This window comes from Kitasatospora aureofaciens (assembly GCF_001188955.3).
Taxonomy (GTDB): domain Bacteria; phylum Actinomycetota; class Actinomycetes; order Streptomycetales; family Streptomycetaceae; genus Kitasatospora; species Kitasatospora aureofaciens.
This window is the reverse complement of the sequence record NZ_JPRF03000033.1, coordinates 24,934-48,931: the sequence shown is the minus strand read 5'-3', so window position 1 is coordinate 48,931 and position 23,998 is coordinate 24,934. Positions and strand designations below refer to the sequence as shown.

Genomic DNA, 23,998 nt, shown 5'->3' with positions numbered 1-23,998 from the left:
GACGCCGGGGCGGGCGCGGAGGCGGGCCGCCGGACGGGCGGCCGGGTGTGGTGTGCCTCATGGTAGGGGCGGGTGTGGCCGTGCTGACAGTCGGTTTCCGGAATTTCGCGCCCCGGGCGGCGCGCGTGCGGGGGCCCGAGCGCCGGGAACAACTGTTCCGGCGGCGAGCGGTTATTGACTGAACGTCATGCCGTCAGATCGGCAGCCTGGCGACCAGCAGCCGGCCCTCCATGGTGACCCCGCCGTCCATGGCCACCGCCAGGTCGTCCGCGTACACGTACGGCCCCGGGATGTGCGGCGGCTGCCCGTCGTCCGCGTGCACCGCGCCGGTGAGGTACGGGATGGGGCTGTGCCCGTGCACGATCCGGGAGCCGCCGTAGGTGTCGAGCAGCTCGTGGACGGCCGTCGGGCCGGCGTCGCCGCGGAAGGCGAAGCGCTTGGTGAAGCGGCGGAAGCAGTCCCACCACTCGTCCACGCCGCCGTCGGCGAGCACGCCGTGCACCGCGTCGTTGACGTCGGGGATGGACTCGCCGTACTCCAGGTACGCGGTGGTGTCGGAGTGCAGCAGCAGGTGCCCGTCCTCCAGCCCGATCGCGGGCAGCCGGGACAGCCAGCTGATGTGGTGGGCCTCCAGCCGGTCCAGGTCGTTCTGCTGGCCGCCGTTGAGCCGCCAGGCGGCGAGGAAGGAGGCGGTCCCGGCGGTGGACTGGACGGGCTCGTCACCGTACTTGTGGGCGCCGAGGAAGAGCAGTTCGTGATTGCCCATCAGAGCGCGGCAGTAGCCGCCGGCCGCGGCCGCCTCGGCGGCGAGCTGCATGACCAGGTCGATGACGCCGATGCCGTCCGGTCCGCGGTCGGTGAAGTCGCCGAGGAACCAGATCCGGGCGCGGCCGGCCGACCAGTGGCCGTCGGCGTCGATCAGGCCCTGGTGGTGCAGTTCGGCGCGCAGCTCGTCGAGGTAGCCGTGCACGTCGCCGACCACGTACACCGGGCCGGGCGGCTCGCCGGGGCCGGGGGCCGGGTACGGGTAGGTCGGGGCGGCGGGGTCGGGCAGCGGCGGGCCGAGCTCGATGGTCGGCGGGTCGTCGCGGTCGGCGAGCTGGAGGGCCGGGGAGGGCTGGTCGGGCAGGGTGGGCTCGTAGCCGGGGTGGTCCTGGGCGTCGTAGCCGCCCTCGTACCCGGCCGTCTCGTAGGCGTCCTCGTAGTCGCCCGGGCCCTGGCCCTGGTGTGAGAAGACCGCCGACTGGTCGACCGGCCCGTGGTCGGTGCCGGTCCCCTGGGCGTGCACGGTGTGCCCGTGGCCCTGGCCGTCGACCGGCCAGTGCTGTTCCAGGTAGCGTGCCCCGCCGTAGCCGCTGTAGGTCTCCGCGTCGTACGGCGCGCCCTGGTAGCCCGTGGCGGGCTCGGGTTCGTAGTAGGTGCCGTACGGCAGCACGTCGAGGTCCGGCTGGTGGCGGGGGCCTGAGTGGGGGTGCTCAGGTCCGGGGAAGCGGTCCTCGGGTGTCATTCGCCCATCATAGGAAGACCACTCTCCCGGCGTCGTCACCTGGTGGGTATCCAATCCTCCGGAGCGTCAGCCGGGCGGTGCCGCAAGGTCCGTTTTGTCCCGGCTCGGTAGGGTCTCGGCGTCGTCCCGGCGGTCGACGGCCGGTGCGCGTGAGGTCTACACCTCGCCCGGCGGGCGGGGCGCGCTGACGGTGGTGCGCGGGCTGCGCCGCTGGGAGGAGGCGCGGACGATCAGCTCGGTCGGCATCAGGGTGCCCGGCGGTGGGCCGTTCCCGGCGGTGCGGAAGCGCGGCGGGAAGAGCCGGGCGATGTCCACGCCCGTACCGGAGTCGACGCCCTCGATGGCGTCGATGAGCAGGTTCACCACGGTGGTGCCGATCTTGCGCGGCTTGAGCGACAGCGTGGTGATCGGCGGCTCGGTGGCCGCGTAGACGTCGCTCTCGCTGCAGCAGACCAGCAACAGGTCGTCCGGCACCCGCAGGCCGTAGCGGCGGGCGGCGGCCAGCAGATCGGTGCCGTTGGGGTCGAACAGGCCGTACACGGCGTCCGGCCGGTCGGGGCGGGCGAGCAGCCGGTCGGCGGCGACCGCGCCGGCCGCCGGGTCGTGCGCCGGGTAGGCCTCGTACACCGGTTCCTGGCCGACCTTGGTGCACCAGCCGAGGTAGGCCTCCGTGGAGAGCCGGGTGTAGGTGTCGGTGCTGGTGCCGGTGAGCAGGCCGATCCGGCGGGCACCGGCCTCGGAGAGGTGGTCGAGGATGCCGAGCACGGCGGCCTCGTGGTCGTTGTCGACCCAGGCGGTGACCGGGCAGTTGCCGGGCTTGCCGTCGCTGACCACCGGCACGCCGGACCGGTACAGCTCGCTGACCAGCGGGTCCTGGTCGGGCGGGTCGATCACCACGGTGCCGTCCAGGGCGATGTTGCCCCAGACGTCGTGGCGGGAGGAGGCGGGCAGCACCACCAGCGCGTAGCCGCGGCCCAGGGCGGCACTGGTGGCGGCCCGGGCCATCTCGGCGAAGTACGCGAACTCGGTGAAGGTGAAGGGCTCTTCGCCGTAGGTCGTGACGGTCAGCCCGATCAGGCCGGACCGTCCGGTGCGCAGGGTGCGGGCTGCCGCGGAGGGGCGGTAGCCGAGGCGCTCGGCGACCTCGCGCACCCGGCTGCGGGTCTCGTCGGGCAGGCGGCCCTTTCCGTTCAGCGCATCGGAGACGGTGGTGATCGACACTCCGGCGGCTGCTGCCACATCCCGGATGCCGGCCCGCTCCAGACGCCGTGAGGTGGTGGGTCGCCGACCGCTCTGGTTGGCTGCTGCTGTCATGGCGGACCGATCGTATGGCTCCTGACAAGGGTCTGTGACCGGCGCATCGGGAGCCTTCGGAGATACGTTTCTCCAAGAGTGAGCCGGGGTGCGCCCCTTCGATCCCCTCCTGAAACCAGGCGTATTACCTCTGACATGTGCCAAAGGAACCGGGCAGAATGGCTGATCTGCGCCTGTAACCCGTCCGGGCATCTCACTCCTACGGGTGAGGGCGGTCGGTATCGTGCAAGGCACCCGACCGGGGTGGTCCGGGCGCGTCCCGGGACCCACGGGGCGAAGCCGGGTCCCGGGGTGCGGCGGCGATCCCGACCGCGCCGGGGCGGGCGGACCGGCAGAGAACACGAAGGAGTACGACCGTGAGCAGTGGTACCTCAGCGCCGGGCCCGCGCCTGCGCCCGAGCCTGGACGGCATCCCCACCTACAAGCCCGGCAAGCCGGCCGGCGCCGACGCCTACAAGCTGTCCTCGAACGAGAACCCGAACAACCCGCTGCCCGGCGTCCTGGAGGCGGCGGTCGCGGCGGCCGGCTCGTTCAACCGCTACCCCGACATGGGCGTCAGCGAGCTCACCGCCGTCCTGGCCGAGCGCTTCGGCGTGCCCACCGAGCACATCGCCCTCGGCACCGGCTCCGTCGGCGTCGCCCAGTCGCTGGTGCTCGCCACGGCCGGCCCCGGCGAGGAGGTGATCTTCGCCTGGCGCTCCTTCGAGGCCTACCCGATCATCACCCAGATCGCCGGTGCCACGCCCGTCCCGGTCCCGCTCAAGGCCAACGGCGACCACGACCTGGACGCGATGCTCGCCGCCGTCACCCCGAACACCCGGCTGATCTTCGTCTGCAACCCCAACAACCCCACCGGCAACGTGGTCCACCGCGCCGAGCTGGAGCGCTTCCTCGACGCCGTCCCCGGCGACGTCCTGGTGGTCGTCGACGAGGCCTACATCGAGTTCATCCGCGACCCCGAGGTGCCCAACGGCATCGACCTCTACCGCGACCGCCCGAACGTCTGCGTGCTGCGTACCTTCTCCAAGGCGTACGGCCTGGCCGGGCTGCGGGTCGGCTTCGCGATCGCCCACGAGCCGGTGGCGGGCGCCCTGCGCAAGACCGCCGTGCCGTTCGGCGTCAGCCAGCTCGCCCAGGACGCCGCCGTCGCCTCGCTGCGCTCGGAGGAGGCACTGCTGGTCCGGGTCGAGGCGCTGGTCCAGGAGCGCAACCGGGTCGTCGCCGGGCTGCGCGCCCAGGGCTGGGACATCCCGGACTCGCAGGCCAACTTCGTCTGGCTCGGGCTCGGCGAGCGCTCGGCGGACTTCGCCGCGGCCTGTGCCGCGGCCGGGGTGATCGTCCGGCCGTTCCCGGAGGGCGTGCGGGTGTCGATCGGCGAGGCCGAGGGCAACACGATCTTCCTGTCGGTGGCGGAGGCCTTCCGCAAGGAGATCGACGGCTGACCGGTCGCCGGCCGCCAGTCACTGCTTGCCGGTGGCCGGTCTCCGGTCTCCGGGCTCTGGTCCCGGCTCCCGGGTCGCAGGGGCGCACCCCTCAGGGGTGCGCCCCTGCGGCGTGTTCGGGGGCACCCCTGCCGCCTCGCAGATGTGGGATCTCTGAGGATGCGCTGCCGGATGGCTGGGGATCGCTGGGAGGCCGCTGGGAGTTCTGCCAACGACAGCCCACGGCCCGGCCAAGCTGCCCGTCCAGGGTGGGCGATCGGGGAGGAATGCCCGGATCCGGCCGGTCAGTCTTCTCCCAGCCGCCGCCCAGGGCAGCGCAAGAGCGCCCGGCGAAGCTGTCCGCCATGAAGGTGCTCCCACGGCGGCGAGGTGCCGTCCTCGTCAACTCCGCGCTCGGCGTGGCACTCCTGGGCGGTGTCGCCCTCGTGTACGCCACCGTCAACGGCAGTGGTGGCACGGCGGCCGCCAAGCCGGCCGCCCGTACCGCGACCGTCGCCAAGGGGACGGTCCTGGCCACCGTGTCCGGAACCGGCACCCTGGTCTCGCCGACCGACGCCGCCCAGGACTTCACCACCGGCGGGCGGCTCACCGCCGTCAAGGTGGCGGTCGGGGACGCGGTCAGGAAGGGGCAGGTCCTGGCGACCGTCGACACCACGGCGGCCCAGCAGCAAGTGGACGCCGCCCAGGCGGCCCTCACCACGGCGAACGCCAACCTCACCAAGGCGCAGGCCGGCGTCACCACGACCACCACCGAGCCGCTGCCCGGGGCCACCACAGCCCCGCAGGGCGGCAGCGGCGGCGGTCGCGGGGCGGGCGGGAGCAGTACGCCCGCCCCGCAGACCACCACCGTCACCACCACCAAGGTCGACGATGCGGCCGTCGCCCAGGCCCAGCAGCAGGTCGCCACCGCGCAGACCGCCCTTTCCAACGCCCAGGCCGCGCTGGCCGGTACGACGCTCACCGCCTCGGTGGACGGCACGGTCGCCTCGATCTCGGCGAAGGTCGGCGACACCGTGGGGGCCACCTCCTCCGGCACGTCCACGTCCGCCAAGTCCACCGGCACGAGCGCGGCTTCGAGCTCGCCCGGCGGCTTCATCGTGCTGACCAACCCGACCGGGATGCAGGTCACCGCCAACTTCTCCGAGCTGGACTCGCTCAAACTGAAGAAGGGCGAGGCGGCGACCGTCACCCTGAACGCCCAGTCCGACACCAAGCTCAACGCGACCGTCCTGTCGGTCAGTTCGCTGCCGTCGAGCAGCGGCAGCGGCGCGGCCGGCTCCTCCGCCGTCCAGTACGCGGCCACCCTGCAGCTCACCGGGGACACCAGCACGCTGCGCACCGGCCTCAGCGCGACCGTCCAGGTGGTCACCGGCGAGGCGGACAACGCGCTCTCGCTGCCGACCTCGGCGCTGTCCGGCACCGGCTCCTCGCGGACCGCGACGGTGGTGCACGAGGGCGGCGCCACCGAACGGGTCGACGTCGGCGTGGGCGTCGAGGGCGACACCACCGTGCAGGTGGTCTCCGGGCTCAAGGAGGGCGACAAGGTCGAACTCCCCACCACCAGCGGCAACAACGGCTTCCCGAACGGCTCCTTCCCCGGCTTCGGCGGCGGGTCCGGCGGCCGGGGCGGCAACGGCGGCGCGGTCGGCATCCCGGGCGGTGCCGGCGGTGGCGGCGGTGGCCGGGGCGGTAAGGGCTGAGCATGCAGCACGTCATCGACAACCGCGTCCCCGCGAACCCCGTACCGGTGATCCGGATCCGCCGGCTCACCAAGTCGTACGGGCACGGCGACGCCACCGTGCACGCCCTGCGCGGCCCGTCCCTGCCCGGGACGGACGAGCCGGCCGGCGTCGACCTGGACATCGAGCAGGGCGACTACGTTGCCGTGATGGGCAGTTCGGGCTCCGGCAAGTCCACCCTGATGAACATCCTGGGCTGCCTCGACGTCCCCACCTCCGGCCGCTACCTGCTGGACGGCACCGACGTCGGCCACCTGGACGAGCAGCAGCTCGCCCTCGTCCGCAACCGCAAGATCGGCTTCGTCTTCCAGTCCTTCAACCTCGTCCCGCGCACCACCGCCCTCGCCCAGGTCGAGCTGCCGCTCGCCTACGCGGGCGTCCGGTCCGCCGAGCGCCGGCGGCGGGCGATGGCCGCGCTGTCGCTGGTCGGTCTCGGCGAACGCGCCGGGCACAAGCCCAACCAGCTCTCCGGCGGCCAGCAGCAGCGCGTCGCGGTGGCCCGGGCGCTGGTCACGGCGCCCGCCATGCTGCTCGCGGACGAGCCGACGGGGAACCTGGACAGCCGCTCCACCGAGGAGGTGCTGGGCCTGATCGACGGGCTCAACGCCACCGGCCGCACCGTCGTGCTGATCACCCACGAGGACGAGGTCGCCCGGCACGCCAAGCGGGTGCTGCGGCTGGTCGACGGGCAGATCGTGAGTGATGTCCGGCAGGCGCCGGTGGACGGGCCTCCGCCCGTGCTCGCCGGGCTGGGGGTCCCGGCATGATCCTCTGGCAGACGCTCCGCTTCGCGGTGGGTGGGCTCGCCGCCAACAAGGTGCGCTCGGCGCTCACCATGCTGGGGGTGCTGATCGGCGTGGCCTCGGTGATCCTGCTGCTCGCGGTGGGCAACGGCTCCTCGCAGGCGGTGAAGGACTCGATCACCTCGCTCGGCACCAACTCGCTCACGGTCAGCGCCGGTTCGGCGGCCGGTGGCTCGCGGTCGGTGTCCTCGGTGAAGAAGCTGACCGTCGCCGACGCCAAGGCGCTGGCGACCGACGCCGACTCCTCGGCGATCAAGTCCGTGGCGCCGGTGGTGACCACCAGCGCGACGGCGCTGTACGGGAACGTCTCGTACACCCCGGGCTCGGTGGTGGGGACGTACCCCGCGTACTTCGAGACCTCCAACCAGAAGGTCGCGCACGGCGAGTACTTCACCAACGACGACGTGCTCGGTTCGCGCAAGGTCGCGGTGCTCGGCGCCACGACGGCCAAGCAGCTGTTCGACACCGAGGACCCGGTCGGGAAGAAGATCGTGCTCGGTGGCACGCCGTTCACGGTGGTGGGCGTGCTGCAGGCCAAGGGCGGCAGCGGGTTCACCGATCCGGACGACGTGGTGATCGCACCGCTGCCCACCGTGCAGAACGCCTTCACGGGCTTCGGGACGGTCAACCAGATCCTGGTGCAGGCCTCCTCCGCCGACACCACGACGGCGGCGCAGTCCGAGATCACCCGGGTCCTGCTCGGAACCCATGCGATCGCCGACCCGAGCAAGGCGGACTTCCGGATCACCAACCAGGCCTCGCTGCTCACGGCGAGGGAGAGCACGACGAAGACCTTCACCGTGCTGCTGGGCGCGGTCGCCGCGATCTCGCTGCTGGTCGGCGGGATCGGGATCACCAACATCATGCTGGTCACGGTCACGGAGCGGACGCGGGAGATCGGCATCCGCAAGGCGCTCGGCGCTCCCCGGGCCGTCATCCTCGGGCAGTTCCTGACCGAGTCCACGCTGCTGTCCGTGATCGGAGCCGGGCTCGGCGTGGCCGCCGGGATCGTCGGCTCGCACTTCAGCATCGTCGGCATCAAACCGGTGGTGATCCCCGCATCGGTGCTCGGTGCGTTCGGCATCGCCGTCGCGATCGGGCTGTTCTTCGGCAGCTACCCCGCCAACCGGGCCGCCTCCCTGCGGCCGATCGACGCCCTCCGGCACGAGTAGGAGCACTTCTTCGATGGAACACGACGAACAGGTCGCGCTGCTCTCGACCCCGCCGGACGCGCGCGACGTGAGCGCGGAACTGGCCGCGCCGCCGAGGCGGAAGCTGCCCTGGCTGTCGCTGGTGCTCGCGGGTGGCGTGATCGCCACGGGGGCGTTCGCGGGCGGGGTCTGGTACCAGCAGGGGCAGGGGACTTCGAGCGGCAAGTCCTCCTCGCCCCGGGCCGCTTCGGCCGGCGCACCGGCGACGGGTGGCGGCTACGGGCAGGGCGCCGGTGGGCGCCGAGGTGGTCAGGGGCAGGGTCAGGGTCAGGGGCAGGGTGGCTTCACCCGTGGCACGGTCAAGGCCGTCGACGGCTCGACCGTGTACCTCACGGACGCCAACGGCAACACCGTCAAGGTGACGACGGGGGATTCGACCAAGGTCCAGCTCAACAAGGAGGGCAAGGTCGCCGACCTCCAGCCCGGCCAGAGCGTGACCGTCGTCGGCACGCCCGACGCGAACGGCGGGTACAACGCCAGCCAGCTCGTCGAAGGCTCCGCAGGCGGCGGCTTCGGCGGCGGTGGCTTCGGAGGTGGGAACCGGAACCCGTCCGGAGGCTGACTCCCTGCAGCCGCCGGACGCTCGTGAGGCCCTCGCCCGGGAAGGCGAGGGCCTCCGCCCGCTTCCTGGACGGCCTCCGGCAGGGTGGGTCCAGCCCCACCCCAGGTGTGGGGCTGGACCGGTGTCGGGTCGCTCGCGGCCTCCGTAGATTCGTTCCCACCACGACACGGAGGGCAGAATCATGGCGATCACCGCGACGGCGAACCTCGGTAACTCCCGTACCCACCAGGTATTTTCCACGGCGAAGAAGTGCATCACGCTCTTCGGCGTCATCGGCCTGATCACCCTCGCGACCGTGGCCGTGCTGGCCTCCACCGGGCACGTGAGCACCCCGTTCATGTGGATCCGCGGGGTCATCTTCCCGGCCCTGGCTCCCGTGCTCCTCCGCCTGGCCGGCCGCGCCACCGAGGGCGACTACAGGGCCTTCGACCGCATCCGGACCCTCTCCACCGTGATGCCGATCGCCGTCATCGCCGTCGACCTCATCCCCGGCATCTGCCCGGCCTGGTACGCAGTGCTCCAGGGCCTCTCCGCCCTCGCGCTCCTCCCGGTCGCCGTCCTCACCCGCACCAAGGCCGTCACCGCCGCTTTCCCGAAGCAGTGACCCGCACGCAGCCGGCCCCTCTTTCCCGGGTGGGTCCTCGCGGTCTCGCGAGGACCCACCCGGGAAAGAGGGGCGATTGCCGTTCCCGGGCTCAGACGAGGGCCGCGACCAGCAGGGTGAAGGCGGCGATGATGACGGCGACGCGGACGTAGTGGTAGCGGTCCCAGCGGTTCATCTGCTCCTTCCAGTCGGCGGGCCGGTTCTCCGGGGTCCACGTCTTGCCCCGGTTGTTGATCGGGACGAGCAGCAGGACCGACATGACCACGCTGACGATCAGCAGCCCGCCTGCGGTGACGACGAGACCGGCTCCGTGGCGGTGCCATCCGGCGAAGGCCCAGATCGCCGCGAGGACGAGCGAGCCGATGTACCAGAACGGCATCACGGCGCCGAGCATCCGGCCGCCGTGGGCGCGGGCGAGCTGGTCGCTGTCCTCGGGGAGCGCGTTGAAGATCCGGTTCATGACGAAGGCGACGGAGAACTCCACCCCCACCATCACACCGACGACCACGGTGGTGATGACCTCAAGTGCGTTGAGCATGATGACCCCTCCAGGCCTGGCATCTAGCGCTGCTAGCTGATGAAGCAACACTAGAGCTGCTGCCGCTCCGTTGTCTAGCGATGCTAGGATCGACTCATGTCGGTACAAGAACGCAAGCAGCGCGAAAGGGCGGAGCGCGAACGCCTCATCGTGGCGACGGCCCGCGAACTCGCTGAGCAGCAGGGCTGGGACGCGGTCACCACCCGCCGGCTCGCCGAGCGCATCGAGTACAGCCAGCCCGTCCTCTACAGCCACTTCCGCGGCAAGCGCGAGATCATCGGCGCCGTCGCCCTCGAAGGCGCCACCGAGATGGCCGCGGCGATCCGGGCCGCCACCGCCGCCGCGGACGGCCCCCGCGCCCGGGTCACCGCGCTCGCGCGCACCTACCTCGACTTCGCCGCGCACAACCCGGCGGTCTACGACGCCCTGTTCCAGCTCGACGGCGGCCTGGCCTTCGCGCACGAGGACACCCCGGAACCCCTCAAGGACGCCTTCGCCGCGCTGCTGGAGAGCCTCGGCGAGGTCGCCGGCGACGGCGTTCACCCGGGAGTCTTCACCGAGACGTTCTGGGCGGCCCTGCACGGACTGGCCACCCTGACCCGGGCCGGACGGCTCCCCCCGGAGTACGCCGGGCAGAGGGTGGAACTGCTGGTGGACCGGCTCGCCGTCGTCTGACGCCCGTCCGGTGCCCTGCCGGGTGCCGGTCCGCCGACCTGGCGAACCGGCACCCGGCGAGCAAGCCCCGCCCCCGGCGACCCCGGACCTTCGGTCAGGCCTCGCGGATGAGTCAGAACTCCCCTTCCGAGGGGAGGGGGTCGGCCCGCCGGGACGATCCGCGGAGCCGCCCCCGGCGGCGAACGTGGAGGCATGAAGACCACCGTCCTCCGGGCCGCCGCCTACGCCGCCGCCACCTGGTCCGCCGCTTTCTCCCTCGTCCACCTGTACTGGCTGCTGGGCGGCCGGACCGGCCTGCCGGACGGCCTCTCCGTCACCGGCAACACCCCGCTGCTGGTGATCGACGTCCTCGCCGTCCCCGGCTGCGCGGTCGCCGCCGTGCTCGCTCTGGCGGGCGTCCGGCCATGGGGCGGACGGCTGCCGGGCAGGCTCCTCGACTTCGCGCTCCGGGGCATCGCCGCCGTCCTGCTGGTGCACTCCGTGCCGTCCGTCCCGGACTGGCTGGCCCTGGCCACCGGCGCCCGGACGACGGCCGACTTCGACGCCATGGGCCGCTTCGCCACCCTGCTCTACGAGCCCTTCTTCATGACCGGCGGGCTGCTCTTCGGCCTCTCCGCCCTCGGCCGCCGGGCCCCGCTGAACTCCGCCTCCCCCGAGCAGCGCTGAAGTGAACGGCCCGGGGTGAGGTTCCGCGACGTCGAACTGATCGGCATCCCGTACCGCGTCACGGTCCGCGCGTCGGCGGTGGGCAACTTGCGGACGCGCTCAGCCGCTTCGGCCAGCGGACGGACTCGGTGCCGCCGGTGGCCCGGGTGGTGGAGCAGCCGGGTCTACGGGACGTCGACGCCCGCGGCGCGCAGCTTCTGCTCGATCAGTGCCGTCAGCCGGATCCAGCCGGGCCGCTCGTCCTCGCCGTGGTGGGTGAGGAGTTCGTGGCGGGTGTCGCCGTCCTGGCGGGACTGGAGGCCGCCCAGGGTGGGCAGCAGGGAGGGGTCGGCGATGAAGTGGGCGGCGACCTCCTCCGCGAGGCGTTCGATCCTGGGATCGTCCGGGGCCCACTTCCCGGCGCTCCAGGTGAGCTTGACGACGGCGACGTGCCGGGGGTCCTCCAGGCCGTGCTCGATCTGGGTGAGGTACTCGTCGAAGCCCTCCGGCATCAGCGCCCGGACCAGGACCAGACCCTCGTGGGCGGTCCTCACGTCGTCCGCGTCGAAGCCGAGCCCGGGCATCCGGTCGAGCAGGGCGCAGGCCCGGGCGGGCAGCAGGACGCGGTCCCCGGTGGCGAGTTGGCGCAGGGTCTCGCGCCGGGCGATCAGCTCGTCGATCTTGGCGGTGAGGTTCTCCTCGACGTCGACGAGCGCGGCGGCGAACTCCTCGGGGCCGGCGTCGAGGATGGGGCCGATCCCGGCGAGCGGCACGCCCGCCCCGGCCAGGGTCCGTACCTGGACCAGCCGCAGCAACTCGGCGCTGCCGTAGCGGCGGTAGCCGGAGCGGTCGCGCGCGGGCTCCTCGACCAGGCCGTTCTTGTGGTAGTGCCGGATGGTCTTCACCGTGACACCGGCGAAGGCGGCAGCCTGGCTGATCGTTACTCCGTCCGTCATGGCGTCAGTTGACCAGCCCGGGCCGGAGGGCGGCAACCTCGCGGACGGCGTCGGCGATGGCGCGGAAGTCCTTGCGGACGATGGTGGTGTGCTTGCTCGGGACGGTCGCACTGACCTGGACGTCGGGGTTGCGGGCCAGGATCGGATCGAGGGTGGCGCGCATCGCGGTGAGGCCCTCGTCGGTGCCGCCGAGGCTGGCGCCGGTGGCGACGAGGAAGCGCATCGGGAAGGTGACGAGGTCGAAGACCGGGCCGCTCTCGGCGACGATCTCGTTGAGCTCGATGTTGATCTCGGCGTGCTGGGCGGCGGACATCCGGGCGGCCATGCCGAGCGGGCGGACCAGCGGCATCAGCGGGCCGAACCGCTTGAACAGCGTGCGGATCTGCTCCTTGCCCGCCTCTCGGCCGCCTTCGACGGTGGCGAGGTAGTCCCAGGGGTAGCCGCCGTCGACCATGACGGCGCCGGCCAGGCGGTCGGGGTTGCGGGTGGACCAGTGCAGGGCGAGGGCCGCGCCGTAGGACCAGCCGACGACGATCGGGTTGCGGGCGCCGGTGGCGGCGAGGACGGCGTCGATGTCGCGCAGGCAGGCCTCGAAGGAGTAGTCGGCGGACTTCCGGGACTTGCCGCGGGCCCGTTCGTCGAAGGTGATGTGCCGGTAGCCGTCGCCGAGTTCGGCGATGACCCGGCGCCAGTCCTTCCGGGTGCAGTAGGAGCCGTTGAGGTAGAGCACCGGGCGGCCGTCGCCCCCGGTGTCGGTGACCGCCAGGGCGGTGTCCTCGACCGGCAGCATGCGGGTGCGGGCGGGGCGGGCGGTGTGCTGTCGCGCGTTCGCGTTCGTCTTCATGCCTTCAGCGTGAGCGTTGACCTTGGGTCAAGGTCAACCCCCGGTTCGCCGTGCTGCTTTCCTATGATGGAAAGCTACGGAGGACCGAGCACGGAGCACGAAGGGGACCGCGATGCCGGGCGGCAGACTCACCCAGCAGGAACGCCAGCAGATCGCGCGGGGACTGGCCGACGGCCTCGCCTACGCGGAGATCGCCAGGCGCCTCGACCGGCCGACCTCGACCGTCACCCGGGAGGTGATGCGCAACGGCGGCCCCACCGCCTACCGCGCCGACCTCGCCCACCGCGCCACCGGGCACCGGGCCCAGCGCCGCCGACAGCCCGCCGCCCAGGAGCCGGACGCCACCCCGCAGCCTTACGGGCGCGACGCCGAGGCGGTGCGCGCCTTCGAGGAGGTGCTCACCACCGTCATGATGCAGTCCGGCATGCCCAGGATGACGGCGCGGGTGCTGGCCTGCCTCTACATCACCGACGACGGCAGCCTCACCGCCGCCGAACTCGTGGAACACCTCCAGGTCAGCCCGGCGACCGTCTCCAAGTCGATCGCGTTCCTGGACGGCCAGGGCATGGTGCGCCGGGAGCGCGACGAGCGCCGCCGCGAGCGCTACTTCCTGGACGACGACATCTGGTACCGGTCGATGATGGTCAGCGCCCAGACCACGGCGCAACTCGTCGACACCACCCGTCAGGGCGTCGGCGTCCTCGGCGCCGGCACCCCGGCTGGTACCCGGCTGGAGAACACGGCCCGCTTCCTGGACTTCATTTCCGAGACCATCGCGCGTGCCGCCGAGCAGGGGCGCCAGGTGCTCCGCACGAAGCCCGGGAAGCCCTCGGACGCCGACGCCTGAGACGCGTCAGTACCCGATGGCCTCGCGCAGCAGCAGTACGGTGCCCCGCGAGAAGCGGGTCGGCGCGTTGAGGACCAGGACCTGGTTGACGGCGCTGGGCTGCCCGTAGGCGGCCAGGGCACGGGTGTCCTCCAGGGGGAGGACGTGATCCTCCAGCCGCCGCTGGGCGCAGGCCAGGTCGGGCACCACCTTCTGGGCGCCGACGACCCAGATCGCCTGGCCGGCGCCACCGGCGTTGCCGGGGAGCTGGCTGCCGCTGGCCGAGGCGATCACCAACGAGCCGGTCTCGGTGACCGCGGCGACGCTGCCCACGGCGACGTCGGGAGCGGCGAGCAGGCGCCGGATGTCGTCGGCCTCGGTGGTCCGGTCCATCGTCAGCACCCGGGACCTGACGGAGCGGTAGCGGTCGTCGGTGTTGAGGTCCTCGTCGATGCCGGACAGCCGGAGCGTCTCGCTGGCGGCGGTGAACACCGCGGCGCCCACCGGGATCAGCTCCCGGATGCGGACGCGCGCGGCGGCGGCGTCGTCGAGGACCTCGACGGCGAAGCCCCGCGCCGCCAGTGCCGCGGCCGTCCGCGCCAGGCGCTCCGCGTCCGCCGGGGCGGTGAAGGCGGTGCGGTCCTGCGCATCGCGCGGCGCCGAGCCGCCCAGCGGGCTGGTGTCGACGTACCGGACCTCGTAGACCCGCTCGGCGAACCGCCAGCCGTCCACCGTCCGCCGGTAGCGGTCGTGGTAGATGGCGTAGTTGAGGCCCTCGAGGCCGTCCTTCAGGCGGACGATCTCGTGCATGAGGGCGCGTCCGGTCGCGGTGTCGCCGTCGATCCGGATCGAGCCCGGGTGGGTGTTCTGCACGAAGAAGTCCCACCGGGCCTGGAGCTCCTCGCGCCCGGCGGTGATCTGCTCCCTGCCGACCAGCTCGATCGGGACGTTGGGCATCCGCAGCGCGCCGTCCGGTGTGAACAGGTTCGCGAGCCGGTCGCCGTCGCGCATCATCACCGCGTCGGTGAACTCGGCCTGCAGCGCCTGGATCTCGACGAGATCGGCGATCGCCTGGAAGTCGTTCACGGTTGGTTCCTCCCGGTCTTTCGGTTCCGTCTGCTCCTTACGACAGGACGGTGCGCCGGAATGTGAGGCGCGGGGCGGACGTCACATTCCGGCCCGCTGTCCTGTCGTAGGGAGAGGAGACCGACCGGAGGGGGACCATGGACCAGGACCTGAGCGTGATCACGGGCGAGCGGCGCCAGTTGATCAACGTGGCGTACCGGCTGCTCGGCTCCCTCGCCGATGCCGAGGACGTCGTGCAGGAGACCTACGCCCGCTGGTACGCGATGCCCGCGGAGCAGCGGGAGGCCGTCGTCTCGCCCGGCGGCTGGCTGACCACGGTCGCCAGCCGGATCTGCCTCAACCAGCTCGGCTCGGCCCGGGCCCGGCGGGAGCGCTACGTGGGCGAGTGGCTCCCCGAGCCGCTGCCCGAACACCGGGAGGGGCCCGAGGGCGCGGCCGCGGACCCGGCGGACCGGATCACCCTGGACGAGTCGGTCAACATGGCCTTCCTCGTCGTCCTGGAGTCGATGACCCCGGCCGAGCGCGTGGCGTTCATCCTCCACGACGTCTTCCAGTACCCGTTCGCCGAGGTGGCCGCGGTCGTCGGCCGTTCGGCGGCGGCCTGCCGCCAGCTGGCCACCTCGGCCCGCCGCCGGATCCGGGCGGCGCAGGCCCCGGTGCCGCCGACGGGCGTGCAGGCCGGGATCGTCCGGGAGTTCAAGCGGGCCTGGGAGGCGAAGGACGTCAGGTCGTTGATGGACCTCCTCGACCCGGAGGCCACCGTGATCGCCGACGGCGGCGGCCTGGTCGGGGCCCTGCTGGAGCCGCTCACGGGCAGCGAGTGGATCGCCCGGGCGTACGCGGACTCCGCCCGGCTCATCGCCGGCCGGACGCTGCGGGAGTGCACGGTCAGCGGCCTGCCCGGTCTGGTCGTCCAGCAGGACGGCGTCACCGACACCGTGATCGCCTTCCGGATCGCCGGGGAACGGATCACCCACATCTGGGCGGTGCGCAACCCGGAGAAGCTCCGCCCGTGGCAGGGGTGACGCGGGTCACGTCCGGGGCTGTCACAGGACGCCCGGCCACCTTGTCCAAGAGGACGCAACCGAGAACACCGACGAAGACCGACGAACACCGAAGAAGTACGAGACACGAGGAGCACGCCATGGAAGCCCGTCTGAACGCCTTCGCCAGCCCGGTCATGGGCAAGGTCTTCAAGCACCTCATCACCGCGAGCCAGCAGATCGCGGACTCGACCCTCCCGTACGCGACCCAGGAGCTGGTGCGGCTGCGGGCCAGCCAGATCAACGGCTGCGGCTACTGCGTCGACATGCACTTCAAGGACGCCGTGCACGCGGGCGAGGAGGCGACCCGGCTGAACCTGGTCGCGGCGTGGCGCGAGGCCACCGTCTTCACCGAGGCCGAGCGGGCCGCCCTGGAGCTGGCCGAGCAGGGCAGCCGGCTGGCCGACGGCGGCGGCGTGACGGACGAGGCGTGGGAGAACGCGGCGAAGTACTACGACGAGGAGCAGCTCGCGGCGCTGGTCTGCGTCATCGCGCTGATCAACGCCTTCAACCGCGGCAACGTCATGATCCGCCAGCCCGCCGGCGACTACCGGCCGGGCCAGTTCGCCCAGCACTGATCGTCGGAGCGGCGTGACGCCTGCGGCCGGGGAGCCGGCTCCCCGGCCGTTCGGCGTTCCCGCACGCCCGTACACCCGTGCGCACACCCGTGCGCACACCACCGAGCCCCACCCCTGGGGGCTTGTCGCCCAAAAACCGACCGATAAGGTGTTAATCCAACATTCATCCATGCCGCATAGCCTCCGGGGGCTAGCCTCATGCTGAACGTCATCGTCCGACCGGGAGGCGAAACCCCCGTGCAAGGCACTGTCACCACACCGGGCGGCTCCACCATGGCCGGGGGCCAGGGCGAGGCTTTCCTCCTCGTCGTGGACGACGAGCCGAACATCCGCGAACTGCTCGCCGCCTCGCTGCGGTTCTCCGGCTTCCGGGTGGCCTCCGCCGCGAGCGGGACCGAGGCCCTGGAACTGATCGCCGCCGAGCGACCGGACCTGGTGGTCCTCGACGTGATGCTGCCCGACCTCGACGGCTTCACCGTCGTCGAGAAGCTGCGCGAGCGCACCAGCCGGGGCCAGATCGCCGGGCCCGCGCACGGACACCCCGGCGACCACCTGCCGGTGCTGTTCCTCACCGCCAAGGACGGCGTCGGCGACAAGGTCCAGGGCCTGGCCGCGGGCGCGGACGACTACGTCACCAAGCCCTTCAGCCTGGAGGAGCTGATCGCCCGGATCCGCGCCATCCTGCGCCGGGCCGGCGGCCCCGCCGAGGACGGCCGACTGGTCGTCGCCGACCTCAGCCTCGACCCGGTCGCGCACGAGGTCACCCGGGCCGGCACCCCCGTGGCGCTCTCCCCGACCGAGTTCAAGCTGCTGCACTACCTGATGGCCAACGTCGGCCGGGTGGTGTCCAAGGCGCAGATCCTCGACCACGTCTGGGCCTACGACTTCGGCGGCGACCTCTCCATCGTCGAGTCCTACATCTCCTACCTGCGCCGCAAGCTCGACTCCGGCCCGGCGCACGGCCCCAAGCTGATCCACACCGTGCGGGGCATCGGCTACGCGCTGCGCCGCCCCCCGCAGGGCTGACCGGCACCGCTCGTGTTCAACCGCTTCACCTCCCGGCTGTCGCTGCGCGCCCGGCTGCTGGTCCTCGCGCTCGCGCTGGTCACCACCGGGCTCGCGGTCAGCGACACCTTCGTGCTCGGCACCGTACGGGCCCAGCTGGTGGAGCAGTTGGACGAGCAGCTCCAGCGCTACGGGCAGCCGCTGTCCCGCAAGGCCCCGGTCCAGGTGGCCGCGCCGGGCGCGGCGAAGCCGGTCGTCTCCGGGCGGCGGATCAGCCTGCCCAGTCAGTACCTGGTGCAGTGGCTGTCCTCGGACGGCAAGGTCCAGGCCGTCCTGCGCCAGCCCGTCTCCGACACCGACCCGGCGCCGCAACTGGCCGGGCTGGACCCGACCCAGACCGCCCCGGACACCCCCTTCGACCTGCCCGACCAGCGCGGCCACCACAGCTGGCGGGTGCTGGTGCTGCCACTCCAGGCCCCGCGCACCCCGGCCCCCGGGGCAGGCGCGTACGTCTCGCCGGCCTCCAGCCCGACCTACGTCATGGTCGCGGTCTCCCGCGAGGACATCGACGCCACCACCGGCCGGCTGAGCACCTCCTTCCTGGCCATCGGCGGCGGCGTCCTGCTGCTGATCACCGCGCTCGGCTTCTTCGCCGTCCGGGCCGGACTACGGCCACTGCGGCGGATCGAGGCCGGCGCCGAGCGGATCGCCGCCGGCGAACTCTCCCACCGCATGCCGGAGCTCTCCCCGGGCACCGAGGTCGGCCGGCTTTCGGTCGCGCTCAACGGCATGCTCACCCAGATCGAGGCGGCCTTCGCCGCCCGCGCCGAGTCCGAGGCCCGGATGCGGCGCTTCGTCGCCGACGCCTCGCACGAGCTGCGCACCCCGCTGGCCGGCATCCGCGGCTTCGCCGAGCTGTACCGGATGGGCGCGCTGCCCACCGAGACGGACGTCACCCGCACCATGAGCCGGATCGAGAGCGAGGCCGTCCGGATGGGCGCCCTGGTCGAGGACCTGCTGGTCCTCGCCCGGCTCGACGAGGAACGCCCGCTCGACCTCGCCCCGATGGACCTGCGCACCCTCGCCGCCGACGCCCTGCACGACCTCACCGCCCTCGACCCGAGCCGCCCCGTCGCGCTCACCGGCCCGGCGGGCACCGGCGCACCCGGCGCGGCGCCCGTCCTCGGCGACGAGGCCCGGCTGCGGCAGGTGGTCACCAACCTGGTCGGCAACGCCGTCAAGCACACCCCGCCCGGCACCCCCGTCCGGATCGGCGTCGGCGGCGGCGCCGACGGGGTCTGCCTGCTGGAGGTCGCCGACTCCGGACCCGGCCTCACCGAGGAGCAGGCCCAGCGCGTCTTCGACCGCTTCTACCGGGTCGACGCCTCCCGCAGCCGCGACAACGGTGGCGGCGGCGGACTCGGCCTCGCCATCGCCACCGCCCTCACCCGGGCCCACGGCGGCACCCTCACCCTGGACACCGCCCCGGGCGCCGGCGCCACCTTCCGCGTCGAACTCCCCCGCCAGCGCTGACGGATACCGCCCGAAACTCCTCGATCGGGTGAACCGGAAGCCGTTCACCCGCTCGGCCCCCGGTCGTGTGCGACCGTGCTGCCGTTGCTTGTGCGGGATCGCGCGGGCTGACCACACTGGACGGGAAAGAGGTGTCTCGTGAGCGCGCTCGTTGTCGAGGAGACCGTCGTGAACCTGGACCAGCAACTATGGCAGGCATGGAAGTCCATGGATGTACCCGAGGGCTTCCGGGCGGAGATCATCGAGGGGACGATCACGTTGTCACCCACTGGCGGCACCCGCCATTTCAGCGTGAACAGGCGGCTGGGCCGGGCCTTGTACGACCATCTGAGGGGCTCCGGCTACGGGCCTGCGCAGGACGGCAACGTGATCGCCGACCTCAAGGTGTTCATCCCGGACGTCTTCGTGGCGCCGGACGACGTCGAAGAAATCGAGCACCCCGAGGGCGTCGGGGTGCTCGCCTCAGGTGTCCCGATGGTGGTCGAGACCGTCTCGCCGGGCGCCGAAGCGCGCAAACGAGACCACGTTCTCAAGCGCCGGGCGTACGCCCGCGCCGGCGTCCCGGTGTACGTGATCATCGACGACTACGACGACGGCGGCACCGTGACCGTCCTCACCAGCCCTGACCCCGAGCGCGGGGTCTACGCCTCCTCGACGCGGATCCCGTACGGCAAGGAGGCCGTGATCCCGGAGGGTCCCGCCAAGGGCTTCGTGATCGGCCCGGAGATCACCGGGGAGCCCCGTGCCTGACCGGGCCGTCTCCTTCAAGCGCGACCTGTCCGAGTGGCGGGTCGCCCTCGTCGCCTGGCGGCTCCTGGTGCTGCAGGCCGCGGACCCGGTGGTGGCGGCCGGGATGCAGGAGCACTCCACCTACCGGGCGCACCCCTGGCGGCGGATCGAGCACACCCTGGGGAGCGGGCGACGGCTGTTCTACCAGGACGCGGACGCCCTGCGCCGGGAGGTCGAGCGGCTGAACCGGGCGCACAAGCGGATCCGCGGGACGATGCCGGACGGCCGTCCGTACGACGCGCGGGACGCGGCGACCAGGGTGTGGGTGCTGCTGACGCTGTTCGAGTGCGTGGAGGCGATGCGGCGGCTCGGCGGCGAGCCGTACGACAGCGCTCAACTGGAGCTTTCGTACCAGGAGTTCAGGGAGGTGATCACCTCCTTCGAGCTGCCGGAGGAGGAACTCCCGAAGACGGCCGCCGAGTTGCCCGGCTACTTCGGCCGGTACGCCCGGGAGAAGCTGGAGTTCACCGAGTCGGCCCGCTACCTGCTCGACGACATCCTGCGCGAGGCGCCCCGCCCCCGACGGCTCCGGTTCCTCGGGGACGCCGGCTGGCGGGTCGTCCGGGTGGCCGTGGCCCGGGTGATCCGGGAGCTGACGGTGGCGGACCTGCCGCCGGTGGTGCGGGAGCGGTTCGGGCTGGTCCGGACCCGGCGCGGGGCGCTGCTGTCGGCGGTGCTGCACCGGGGTGCCGGGGCCGTCGTCCCGCTCCTCCCGGAGCGGGTGCGCTACCGCTCTCCGGACGAGCGGCAGCGGCCGCCGCGCCGGCTGCACCCGGGGCGGGGGGACGCCCGCGGCTCCCGGGTGGACCGGTTCTTCCGGGAGGTGCTGGACCAGACCGGGGACGGTTTCATCACCGTGCACGACCTGCGGGCGATGGCCCACAACGTGTGCTGGCAGCTGGAGTTGGACGAGGCGGCCGAGGCCCGGGTGTACCGGGCCTTCGACGGCTGGTGGGAGCAGCTGCGCACGGCGATGGACGCCAACGGGGACGGGAAGGTGAGCCGGGAGGAGTTCACGGCGGCCACCCTGGCGGGCCTCGACCGGGACGAGGCGTACCTGGAGCAGGGCCTGCTGCCCGCGCTGCGGGCGGTGTTCGTGGCGGCCGACACCGACGGCAGCGGCTTCCTGGAGTTCGACGAGTACCGCGCGGTGTTCGGCGGCCCGCGCGTCCACCCGGCCGAGCTGTCGCACGGTTTCCGCCAGTTGGACGTGGACGGGGACGGGCGGATCACGGTGGAGGAGTTCCTGCGCGGCTTCACCGAGTTCTTCACCGCCCGCGCCGACTCCACCTCGGGGGCGCAGCTGCTCGGCCGCCCGTAACCACGGGCGCTACCACGCCCCGCTCGCCGAAGCGAGCGGGGCGTGCGGCTGTCAAGCGCCGGTTCGGACAAGAGCGGGGCCCCGTGCGGCGGGGTCGTTCGTTGCCACGCCCCGCGGCCGGTCCGCAAACTGTGCGCACCGTCACGCCCTGCCACCCGCTGTCAATGCCACCCCACCTGTGGTTCCCCCGTAAGGATGGTGGATACTGTGCTTGTGAACGTGTTCACGTTCACAAGCGGACAAGCCCGCATGGTTCGGCGACGGTGCTCGACCCGAGATGGAGTTTGTCCGAAACACCCCTGGGAGCAGGGCCGGCGGAGAGAGGGCGACGTGGAACTGGCAATCGCTCACGAGACGATCGCGCGATGGCAATTCGGCATCACCACCGTGTACCACTTCCTCTTCGTACCGCTCACCATCAGCCTGGCCGCGATCGTGGCCGGGCTGGAGACCGCCTGGGTGCGCACGAACAAGGAGAAGTACTTCCACGCGACCAAGTTCTGGGGAAAGCTCTTCCTCATCAACATCGCGATGGGCGTCGTCACCGGCATCGTGCAGGAGTTCCAGTTCGGCATGAACTGGTCCGACTACTCCCGCTTCGTCGGTGACGTCTTCGGCGCCCCGCTCGCGATGGAGGCGCTGATCGCCTTCTTCTTCGAGTCCACCTTCATCGGCCTGTGGATCTTCGGCTGGGACAAGCTGCCGAAGAAGATCCACTGCGCCTGCATCTGGATGGTCTCGCTGGGCACCGTGCTCTCCTCCTACTTCATCCTGGCCGCCAACTCCTGGATGCAGCACCCGGCCGGCTACGCGATCGACAAGGCCACCGAGAAGGCGCGGCTCACCGACATCACCAAGGTGCTGTTCCAGGACACCACGCTCACCGTGGTCTTCCACACCCTGACCGCCGCCTTCCTCACCGGCGCCGCCTTCATGGTCGGTATCGCCTCCTTCCACCTCTGGAAGGCCAAGCGCCGCCCGGAGGACGCCGACCCGAAGAGGACCGCCGTGATGCGCACCTCGCTGCGGCTCGGCCTGGTGCTCGCCGTCGTCTTCGGCGCCGGCACCGCGCTCAGCGGCGACACCCTCGGCAAGGTCATGTTCGAGCAGCAGCCGATGAAGATGGCCGCCGCCGAAGCGCTGTGGGACACCCAGTCGCCCGCGCCGTTCTCGGTCTTCGCGGTCGGCGACGTCGGCAAGGGCCACAACTCGGTCGCGCTGGAGGTCCCCGGGGTGCTGTCCTTCCTCGCCCACAGCGACTTCAGCTCGTCCGTTCCCGGCATCAACGACACCGCCGCCGCCGAGGCCGCCGCCCACGGCGGCAACCCCAAGGACTACATCCCGAACGTCTTCGTGACCTACTGGGGCTTCCGGTTCATGATCGGCTTCGGGATGACCTCCTTCGTGGCCGGCCTGATCGGCCTCTGGACCACCCGCAGGAAGTTCCTGCTGCGCCCCGAGTTCCGCACCGGTGACACCGAGGTGCCCCGGCTGATGCTCACCCCGAAGCGGGAGCTGAGCCCGCTGCTCACCAAGTGGAGCTGGCGGATCGGCATCCTGACCATGGGCTTCCCGCTGATCGCCAACAGCTTCGGCTGGATCTTCACCGAGATGGGTCGCCAGCCCTGGGCCGTCTTCGGCCTGATGACCACCGCCGGCGCGGTGTCGCCCAACGTCGGTGTCGGCACCCAGATCGGCGCCCTGGCCACCTTCACCACGCTGTACGCGATCCTCGCCGTCGTCGAGGTCCGGCTGCTGGTCAAGTACGCCAAGGCCGGTCCGGTGGTGACCGAGCAGCCCCCGGCGCAGGACCCGTCGCTGCGCGGCCCGTCCGCGGACGAGGACGCCGACAAGCCGCTCGCCTTCGCGTACTGATCCGCGGAACTGACCCACAGATAGGAGACCCAGGGTCATGCAACTCCACGACGTCTGGTTCGTGCTGATCGCGGTGCTGTGGATCGGCTACTTCTTCCTGGAGGGCTTCGACTTCGGGATCGGCATCCTCACCAAGCCGCTCGCCCGGAACACCGCCGAGCGGCGGGTGCTGATCAACACCATCGGCCCGGTCTGGGACGGCAACGAGGTCTGGCTGCTGACCGCCGGGGGAGCCACCTTCGCCGCCTTCCCGGACTGGTACGCGACCCTCTTCAGCGGCTTCTACATCCCGCTGCTGGCCATCCTGGTCTGCCTGATCGTCCGCGGCGTGGCCTTCGAGTACCGGGCCAAGCGGGACGGCGCCCGCTGGCAGCGCAACTGGGAGGAGGCCATCTTCTGGACCTCCCTCGTCCCCGCCTTCCTGTGGGGCGTGGCCTTCGCCAACATCGTCCGCGGCGTGGACATCGACGCGCAGAAGAACTACGTCGGCGGCCTCGCCGACCTGCTCAACCCGTACGCGCTGCTCGGCGGCCTGGTGACGCTCACCCTGTTCACCTTCCACGGCGCGGTCTTCGCGGCCCTCAAGACCGTCGGCGAGATCCGCGAGCGGGCCCGTGCAGCGGCCCTCCGGGCCGGCCTGGCGGCCGCCGTGCTCGCCCTCGCCTTCCTGCTCTGGACCCAGGCGGACAGCGGCAACGGCCGCAGCCTGGTCGCCCTGGTGGTCGCCGTGCTGGCCCTGGCCGGCGCCCTGGTGGCCAACCAACTCGGCCGCGAGGGCTGGGCGTTCGTCCTCTCCGGGGCGACCGTCGTGGCCGCGGTCGCGATGCTCTTCCTGGCGCTGTTCCCGAACGTCATGCCGTCCACGCTGAACCCGGCGTGGAGCCTGACCGTCGGCAACGCGGCCTCCTCGCCGTACACGCTGAAGCTGATGACCGTCGTGGCCGCCGTGTTCACCCCGCTGGTGCTGCTCTACCAGGGCTGGACGTACTGGGTGTTCCGCAAGCGGATCGGGGTGCAGCACATCCCCGCCGCCCACCGGCCGGCCGCTCCGGCGGCGCCGGCGACTCCGGCCACGCCGACCGCCTCCGCCGACCGGGCCTGA

At 72.0% G+C, this 23,998-nt stretch carries 23 protein-coding genes; 17 read left to right on the top strand and 6 right to left on the bottom strand.

Annotated elements, in window-relative coordinates; genetic code table 11:
- Nucleotides 1-193: 193 nt before the first annotated feature.
- Together HS99_RS23035 and HS99_RS23030 are read right to left on the bottom strand one after the other, a co-directional pair.
- On the bottom strand, nucleotides 194-1,507 hold the full coding sequence (locus tag HS99_RS23035) for a metallophosphoesterase (protein WP_305953122.1): 1,314 nt from the start codon (nucleotides 1,505-1,507) through the stop codon (nucleotides 194-196).
- 156 nt (nucleotides 1,508-1,663) lie between these two features.
- The gene (locus HS99_RS23030) at nucleotides 1,664-2,821 is read right to left on the bottom strand and encodes a LacI family DNA-binding transcriptional regulator (RefSeq protein ID WP_072654887.1); all 1,158 of its coding nucleotides are present in this window, start codon (nucleotides 2,819-2,821) and stop codon (nucleotides 1,664-1,666) included.
- 356 nt (nucleotides 2,822-3,177) lie between these two features.
- Here HS99_RS23030 and hisC point away from each other — a divergent pair, with 356 nt between their 5' ends.
- The 6 genes from hisC (at nucleotide 3,178) to HS99_RS23000 (ending at nucleotide 9,182) form a co-directional block, all read left to right on the top strand.
- Nucleotides 3,178-4,263 carry a histidinol-phosphate transaminase gene (hisC, locus tag HS99_RS23025; protein WP_030278182.1) on the top strand — a complete coding sequence of 362 codons (1,086 nt, stop codon included), beginning with the start codon at nucleotides 3,178-3,180 and terminating at the stop codon, nucleotides 4,261-4,263.
- A 344-nt stretch (nucleotides 4,264-4,607) separates the two neighbouring features.
- The gene (locus HS99_RS47875; RefSeq protein ID WP_030552754.1) at nucleotides 4,608-5,963 is read left to right on the top strand and encodes an efflux RND transporter periplasmic adaptor subunit; all 1,356 of its coding nucleotides are present in this window, start codon (nucleotides 4,608-4,610) and stop codon (nucleotides 5,961-5,963) included.
- Between the two features lie 2 nt (nucleotides 5,964-5,965).
- On the top strand, nucleotides 5,966-6,769 hold the full coding sequence (locus HS99_RS23015; protein ID WP_046386264.1) for an ABC transporter ATP-binding protein: 804 nt from the start codon (nucleotides 5,966-5,968) through the stop codon (nucleotides 6,767-6,769).
- Complete coding sequence (locus HS99_RS23010; protein WP_030278179.1) at nucleotides 6,766-7,977, top strand: ABC transporter permease; 1,212 nt, start codon at nucleotides 6,766-6,768, stop codon at nucleotides 7,975-7,977. The genes HS99_RS23015 and HS99_RS23010 overlap by 4 nt, the downstream gene beginning before the upstream one ends.
- Before the next feature lie 13 nt (nucleotides 7,978-7,990).
- On the top strand, nucleotides 7,991-8,578 hold the full coding sequence (locus HS99_RS23005; protein WP_050366664.1) for a DUF5666 domain-containing protein: 588 nt from the start codon (nucleotides 7,991-7,993) through the stop codon (nucleotides 8,576-8,578).
- A 181-nt stretch (nucleotides 8,579-8,759) separates the two neighbouring features.
- Nucleotides 8,760-9,182 carry a hypothetical protein gene (locus tag HS99_RS23000; protein ID WP_030278177.1) on the top strand — a complete coding sequence of 141 codons (423 nt, stop codon included), beginning with the start codon at nucleotides 8,760-8,762 and terminating at the stop codon, nucleotides 9,180-9,182.
- A 91-nt stretch (nucleotides 9,183-9,273) separates the two neighbouring features.
- Here HS99_RS23000 and HS99_RS22995 read toward each other — a convergent pair whose 3' ends face one another.
- A complete protein-coding gene (locus HS99_RS22995) occupies nucleotides 9,274-9,720 on the bottom strand; it encodes an anthrone oxygenase family protein (RefSeq protein ID WP_030552758.1) in 447 nt (148 codons plus the stop codon).
- 96 nt (nucleotides 9,721-9,816) lie between these two features.
- Here HS99_RS22995 and HS99_RS22990 point away from each other — a divergent pair, with 96 nt between their 5' ends.
- Both HS99_RS22990 and HS99_RS22985 read left to right on the top strand, forming a co-directional pair.
- Nucleotides 9,817-10,395 (top strand): TetR/AcrR family transcriptional regulator, encoded by a 579-nt coding sequence (locus tag HS99_RS22990; RefSeq protein WP_030278175.1) that lies wholly within the window; start codon nucleotides 9,817-9,819, stop codon nucleotides 10,393-10,395.
- A 192-nt stretch (nucleotides 10,396-10,587) separates the two neighbouring features.
- Entirely contained in the window at nucleotides 10,588-11,061 is a 474-nt protein-coding gene (locus HS99_RS22985) for a DUF3995 domain-containing protein (RefSeq protein WP_046386265.1), read from the top strand.
- 164 nt (nucleotides 11,062-11,225) lie between these two features.
- Here HS99_RS22985 and HS99_RS22980 read toward each other — a convergent pair whose 3' ends face one another.
- Together HS99_RS22980 and HS99_RS22975 are read right to left on the bottom strand one after the other, a co-directional pair.
- On the bottom strand, nucleotides 11,226-11,996 hold the full coding sequence (locus HS99_RS22980; protein WP_030278173.1) for a MerR family transcriptional regulator: 771 nt from the start codon (nucleotides 11,994-11,996) through the stop codon (nucleotides 11,226-11,228).
- 4 nt (nucleotides 11,997-12,000) lie between these two features.
- Nucleotides 12,001-12,840 carry an alpha/beta fold hydrolase gene (locus HS99_RS22975; protein ID WP_030552762.1) on the bottom strand — a complete coding sequence of 280 codons (840 nt, stop codon included), beginning with the start codon at nucleotides 12,838-12,840 and terminating at the stop codon, nucleotides 12,001-12,003.
- 112 nt (nucleotides 12,841-12,952) lie between these two features.
- Between HS99_RS22975 and HS99_RS22970 the strand changes: the two genes are divergently transcribed.
- Nucleotides 12,953-13,687, top strand: a complete 735-nt coding sequence (locus tag HS99_RS22970) for a GbsR/MarR family transcriptional regulator (protein WP_030278171.1) — start codon at nucleotides 12,953-12,955, stop codon at nucleotides 13,685-13,687.
- Nucleotides 13,688-13,693: 6 nt separating this feature from the next.
- Here HS99_RS22970 and HS99_RS41465 read toward each other — a convergent pair whose 3' ends face one another.
- Nucleotides 13,694-14,752, bottom strand: coding sequence for a nuclear transport factor 2 family protein (locus HS99_RS41465; protein ID WP_030552764.1), 1,059 nt, complete (start codon nucleotides 14,750-14,752; stop codon nucleotides 13,694-13,696).
- A gap of 137 nt (nucleotides 14,753-14,889) precedes the next feature.
- Here HS99_RS41465 and sigJ point away from each other — a divergent pair, with 137 nt between their 5' ends.
- The 8 genes from sigJ to cydB all read left to right on the top strand — a co-directional run bounded on the left by sigJ (nucleotide 14,890) and on the right by cydB (nucleotide 23,998).
- On the top strand, nucleotides 14,890-15,777 hold the full coding sequence (gene sigJ / locus HS99_RS22955; RefSeq protein ID WP_030278169.1) for an RNA polymerase sigma factor SigJ: 888 nt from the start codon (nucleotides 14,890-14,892) through the stop codon (nucleotides 15,775-15,777).
- Nucleotides 15,778-15,896: 119 nt separating this feature from the next.
- Entirely contained in the window at nucleotides 15,897-16,373 is a 477-nt protein-coding gene (locus HS99_RS22950; RefSeq protein ID WP_030278168.1) for a carboxymuconolactone decarboxylase family protein, read from the top strand.
- Between the two features lie 273 nt (nucleotides 16,374-16,646).
- Entirely contained in the window at nucleotides 16,647-17,399 is a 753-nt protein-coding gene (locus tag HS99_RS22945; RefSeq protein ID WP_030278167.1) for a response regulator transcription factor, read from the top strand.
- A gap of 12 nt (nucleotides 17,400-17,411) precedes the next feature.
- The gene (locus HS99_RS22940) at nucleotides 17,412-18,911 is read left to right on the top strand and encodes a sensor histidine kinase (RefSeq protein ID WP_030278166.1); all 1,500 of its coding nucleotides are present in this window, start codon (nucleotides 17,412-17,414) and stop codon (nucleotides 18,909-18,911) included.
- A 138-nt stretch (nucleotides 18,912-19,049) separates the two neighbouring features.
- Nucleotides 19,050-19,661: a Uma2 family endonuclease gene (locus HS99_RS22935; RefSeq protein WP_046386266.1), complete on the top strand. Its 612-nt coding sequence runs from the start codon at nucleotides 19,050-19,052 to the stop codon at nucleotides 19,659-19,661.
- Nucleotides 19,654-21,021, top strand: a complete 1,368-nt coding sequence (locus HS99_RS22930; protein ID WP_030552769.1) for an EF-hand domain-containing protein — start codon at nucleotides 19,654-19,656, stop codon at nucleotides 21,019-21,021. The genes HS99_RS22935 and HS99_RS22930 overlap by 8 nt, the downstream gene beginning before the upstream one ends.
- Nucleotides 21,022-21,351: 330 nt before the next feature.
- Nucleotides 21,352-22,896: a cytochrome ubiquinol oxidase subunit I gene (locus HS99_RS22925; RefSeq protein WP_030552771.1), complete on the top strand. Its 1,545-nt coding sequence runs from the start codon at nucleotides 21,352-21,354 to the stop codon at nucleotides 22,894-22,896.
- A 37-nt stretch (nucleotides 22,897-22,933) separates the two neighbouring features.
- Complete coding sequence (cydB, locus tag HS99_RS22920) at nucleotides 22,934-23,998, top strand: cytochrome d ubiquinol oxidase subunit II (protein ID WP_046386267.1); 1,065 nt, start codon at nucleotides 22,934-22,936, stop codon at nucleotides 23,996-23,998.